We start from the raw sequence: 5,332 nt of genomic DNA, 5'->3' as shown, positions 1-5,332 counted from the left end.
TCACCTGGCGGTGGATGGGGTGTCCTGGCGGGTGCTGCTGTCGGACCTGCAGCGCGGCTATGAGCGGGCGCTGGCGGGCGAAGCCCAGCCGGCAGGCGGTCCGCGGACGCCGTGGAGCCATTGGGCCCAGGCGCTGCAGGCCTATGGTGCTACGCCCGAAGTGCAGGCGGAATCCGCCTGGTGGCGCGAGGCGCTGTCGGACGCGACGGGCCGGCTACCGGTGCGCTCGGGCAGTGACCGTCGTCTGGGATCGAGCCGCGAGGTGACGTGGCGGCTGGAAGCATCCCAGACGCGCCGGCTGTTGCAGGAAGTGCCTGCGGCGTACCGGACGGGCGTCGAAGACGTGCTGCTGGCGGCGCTGAGCCGGGTGCTGGCGGACTGGTCCGGGTCCCCGGGCGTGCTGGTCGACCTGGAAGGCCATGGCCGTGAGGCGGTGGTGCCTGACGTGGATGTGTCGGAGACGGTGGGCTGGTTCACCACCCGCTATCCCGTCTGGCTGCCGTCGGAGAGCGATGCGGCGGCGCATCTGATCGGGGTGAAGGAGCGTCTGCGGTCGGTGCCGCATCGTGGCCTGCATTGGGGCTTGTTGCCCGAGGCATCCCGTGAAGGCCTGCCGCAATCGGAGGTGAGCTTCAACTATCTCGGCCGGTTCGACGGCAATCTCGGCGAGGACGGGCTGTTCGGCTTCGCCCGCGAGGCGCGCGGCGCGTCGATGTCGCCGGAGACGGTGCTGGGCCATGTGCTCGACATCAACGGCATCGTGGCGGAAGACAGCCTGTCGCTGAACTGGCGGTACAGCCCGGACATGGTGTCGGCAGCCGAGATCGAAGACCTCGTGCGCCGGTTCGACGACGAGGTCCGGTCACTGATCGCCCATTGCCTGGCACAGGCGCCGGGGGCGACGGCCTCGGACTTCCCGCTGTCGGGCCTGACCCAGGCGCAGTTCCAGGCGCTTGAGCTGAATGTCTCGGAGGTCCAGGACCTCTACCCGGCGACGGCGGTGCAGCAGGGCATGCTGTTCCACAGTCTGATGCGTCCGGGGGAAGGCCTGTACGTCAACCAGCTGCATCTGTCGCTGCCGCAGACGCTGGATGTGCCGGCGATGCGCGGGGCATGGCAGGCGATGGTGTCGCGGCACGACATCCTGCGCACCGGCTTCGAATGGCGCCATGGCGGCGAAGCGCTGCAGGTGGTGCGGCATGCCGCCGAGCTGCCGTTTGAACATCACGACTGGTCGGGCGAGGATGCCTTCGAGGATCGGCTGTCGGCTTGGCGCCATGCCGACTTGGTGCGGGGCTTCGACCCGGCGGTGGCGCCGCTGATCCGGGTGACGGTGTTCGACCGCCCGGGTGGCGGGTCGGAGCTGGTGTGGACGGGCCACCATTCGCTGATGGATGGCTGGAGCACGTCGCAGCTGCTGGGCGAGGTGGGCAGTGCCTATGAGGCGCTGCGCCGCGGGGCTGCGGTGCCGTCGGTGCCGGGCCCGTCCTACCGGGACTATGTATCGTGGCTGTCGCTCCAGGGCGATGGCGAGGCCTGGTGGCGCAGCCAGCTGTCGGCGGTGGACGAGCCGGCAGGGCTGCTGGCGAGCCTGGAGGCACCGGTGAATGCACAGCCGGGATCGCACCGGCTGGACGAACGCCTGTCGGCGGATCTGAGCGAGCGGCTGCGCCAGGCGGCGCAGCGGCACGAGGTGACGCTGAACACGCTGGTGCAGGGCGCTTGGTCGGTGCTGCTGTGGCGCTACGGCAACCGGCCGCAAGTCGTGTTCGGGGCGACGGTGTCGGGGCGCCCGGCGGAGCTGGCGGGATCGGACCGGATGCTGGGCTTGTTCATCAACAGCCTGCCGGTCTGGGTGACGCTGAGCCCGTCGGACTCGGTTTCGCACTGGCTGCGGGGCCTGCAGGATCGGAACAGCGAACTCAGGCAGTACGAGCATACGCCGCTGTCCGAGATCCAGCGTTGGGCGGGGCAGGCCGGTGAGAGCCTGTTCGACAGTCTGGTGGTGTTCGAGAACTACCCCGTCGACGAGGCGGTGCGGCAGGCCGAGGACGGTTTCGCCCCGACCCATGCCGAGATCGTCGAGCGCACGAATTATCCGGTGACGCTGGGTGTCTCGCCCGGTGCGAGGGTGGCGCTGGATTGGATCTGGGATGGCGACCGGGTGCCGTCGGCCAGCATGGCCACCCTGCGCCGGCATTATGTCGAGGTGCTGGAGCAGCTGGCCACGGAGGCGGAGCTGTGGCTGGGCGATATCACGCTGAGCGGGGCGGAGATCACGCCGGTGCGGCAGCGCCATGCGTTCCGGTCCGTCACCGACCGGATCCTGGCGCAGGTTCAGCGGAACCCTGACACCGAGGCGGTGTCGTGCGAGGGCGACAGCCTGAGCTATGGCGAGCTGGAGGCGTGGTCTGGCCGGATCGGCCTGCAATTGCAGGACCTGGGCGTGGCGGCGGATGAGCGGGTCGGGCTGTGCGTCGAGCGGTCGGTGGCGCTGCCGGCGGCCCTGCTGGGCATCCTGCGCTCGGGCGGGGCCTATGTGCCCTTGGACCCGTCCTATCCCGAAGGCCGGCTGCGCGACATGATCGCGGATGCCGGGCTGCGTCGGGTGGTGACGGACGAGGCCAGCGCACAGCGTCTGTCCGGCCTGCTGGCGGGGCTGGAGCTGGTGATCGTGTCGGCGGTGCCAGACGAAGCGGCGCTCGGCTGGCATGAGCCGGCCCAGCCGTCACAGCTGGCCTATGTGATCTACACCTCGGGGTCGACGGGCAAGCCGAAGGGTGTGGGGATCAGCCACGGGGCGCTGAGCACGCATCTGGACGACTTCATCGCGGTGAACGGGATCGAGGCCGCGGACCGTGTGCTGCAGTTCTCGACCATCAACTTCGATTCGGCGGTGGACCAGCTGCTGCCGACCCTGGCGCAGGGCGCGCGGCTGGTGATGCGGGGGCCATACCTGCCGGAATGGTCGGCGTTCAACCGGCAACTGGCGGACGCGGCGGTCACGGTGATCGACCTGCCGGTGGCGTATTGGCAGCAATGGCTGGGGTCACTGCCCGCCAGCCTGCCGGCGCTGCGTCTGGTGACGGTGGGGGGCGAGGCGCTGCCGCCGGATGCCGTGACGCGCTGGCGATCGTCCGGGCTGGGCCATATCAGGCTGGAGAACACCTACGGCCCGACCGAGGCGACGGTGACGGTGTCGTCGCACGTCACGACAGCGGCAGATGCAGACAGCCAGTCGGTTCCGATCGGCCGCTCCTGGCCGGGACGGAGCTTCCAGGTGCTGGGCCCCGACGGTGCCATCGTCCCCGCGGGGGCGCTGGGCGAGCTGTGCGTCGGTGGTGCCAGCGTGGCGCGGGGCTATCTGAACCGGCCGGGGCTGACGGCGGAGCGCTTCGTGCCGGATCCGCAGGGCGAGCCCGGCAGCCGGCTGTACCGGACCGGCGACCTGTGCCGGATGCGGCAGGACGGGACGGTGCAGTTCCTGGGCCGGCTGGATGCGCAGGTGAAGCTGCGCGGCTACCGGATCGAGCTGGGTGAGGTCGAGGCGGCCCTGCGCGGCTGCCAGGGCGTGAAGGACGCAGCCGCCGCCGTCAGGGGCAGCGGCGAGAGCCGGCGGCTGGTCGGCTACGTCACCGGCGAGGTGGATCCGGACACCATCCGGACCGCGCTGGGCCGGGAGCTGCCGGAGCACATGATCCCGTCGGCGATCCTGGTGCTGGAGCGGCTGCCGCTCACGCCGAACGGCAAGCTGGACCGCAACGCGTTGCCGGAGCCGGAGATCACGGCGTCGGCGATCGAGGCGCCGCGCACCGAAACCGAGCGCATCCTCTGCGCCGTCTGGGCCGAAATCCTCTCCCTCCCCGCCGTCGGCATCTCCGACAACTTCTTCCGTATCGGCGGCGATTCGATCAGCCTGATGCAGGCGGCAGGGCGGCTCCGTCGGGCCCTCGGCCGTGAGATCAGCCTGAAGCTGCTGTTCGAAACCCCAGTGCTGGCCAGCCTGGCCGCGGCGCTCGACGCCTCGGTCTCGGGCCCGGCCAGTGCCATCCCGCCGCGGCCGCCGGAGATGACGGACCTGCCGCTGTCGCAGGAGCAGGAGCGTCTCTGGTTCCTGTGGAAGCTCGACCCGATCAACCCGGCCTATGTCATCGCCGGCGCCTTCCGGCTGTCCGGCGACCTCGATGCGGCGGCGCTGCATGGCGCCCTGTCGGATGTGGTCGGGCGGCATGAAAGCCTGCGCACCCGCTTCGTCGAGACCGACGGTGTCGGCCGCCAGGTGATCGATCCGGCCGCCCGCTTCGGCTGGGCGGTGCTGGAGAGCACCGAGGACACCCTGTCCGAACAGGTCGGCCAGGTCGCCGGGCGGCCGTTCGACCTGATCGGTGGGCCGGTGCTGCGCGCCTGCCTGCTGCGGGTGTCGGCCACGTCGCATGTCGTGGTGCTGGCGATGCACCACATCGTCTCCGACGGCCTGTCGGTGGCGATCCTGCAGCGCGAGCTGGTCGCGGCCTATGAGGCGCGGCGCGCCGGCGTGCCGGCGGATCTGCCGGCCCTGCCGATCCAGTATGCCGATTACGCCCTGTGGCAGCGCGCCTGGCAGGACGAGGCGGTGCTGGACTCGCAGCTGGCCTATTGGCGCGGCCGGCTCGGCACCGAACATCCGGTGCTGCGCCTGCCCGAGGTCCGGGCCAGGACCGGCGCCCGGTCCTCCGAAGGCGGCCAGGTGACCATGGATGTGGCGCCGGCTGCGGTGGCGACGCTGCGCCGCCTAGCCCGGGCGCATGAGACGACGCTGTTCGTGGTGCTGCTGGCGGCCTGGCAGGCCGTGCTGCACCGCTACAGCGGCCAGGACGACATCCGGGTCGGCGTGCCGGTGGCCGGCCGGCCGCGGGCCGAGACGGAAGGGCTGATCGGCTTCTTCCTGAACACCCTGGTGCTGCGGGCCGATTTCGCCCCCGGCATGGGCTTCGCCGCGCTGCTCGACCAGATGCGCACGCGGATGATCGAGGCACAGGCCAATGGCGACATCTCCTTCGCCCGTGTGGTTGAGGCGCTGCAGAGCGAGCGCGACCTGGCCAACACGCCGCTGTTCCAGACCGTGTTCAACTTCGAGGCTGCGTCCCGGCCGGTCTCCCAGCCCGCGGGGCTGCGGATCTCGTCCTTCGAGATCGACCGGATGACGTCGCGCTTCGACCTTGCGCTGAATGTGGGCGAGCTGGACGGGGGCCTGCGGCTGTCGCTGGTGTATGCGGCGGACATTTTCGACGCGGCGACGGTGGAGCGGTTATGCGGCCACACCGTGGAGGTGCTGGAGCAGCTGTCGGCGGCG

At 70.7% G+C, this 5,332-nt stretch carries 1 protein-coding gene; it reads left to right on the top strand.

The features are described 5' to 3' along the window. Positions 1 to 5,332, top strand: a 5,332-nt coding sequence (locus tag AC3XYG_RS04310; protein ID WP_489138579.1) for a non-ribosomal peptide synthetase, incomplete at both ends; no start/stop codon positions are given.

It is taken from the genome of Inquilinus sp. (assembly GCF_057815775.1).
The sequence above is the reverse complement of the archived record's forward strand: the minus strand, read 5'-3'. Positions and strand labels throughout refer to the sequence as shown.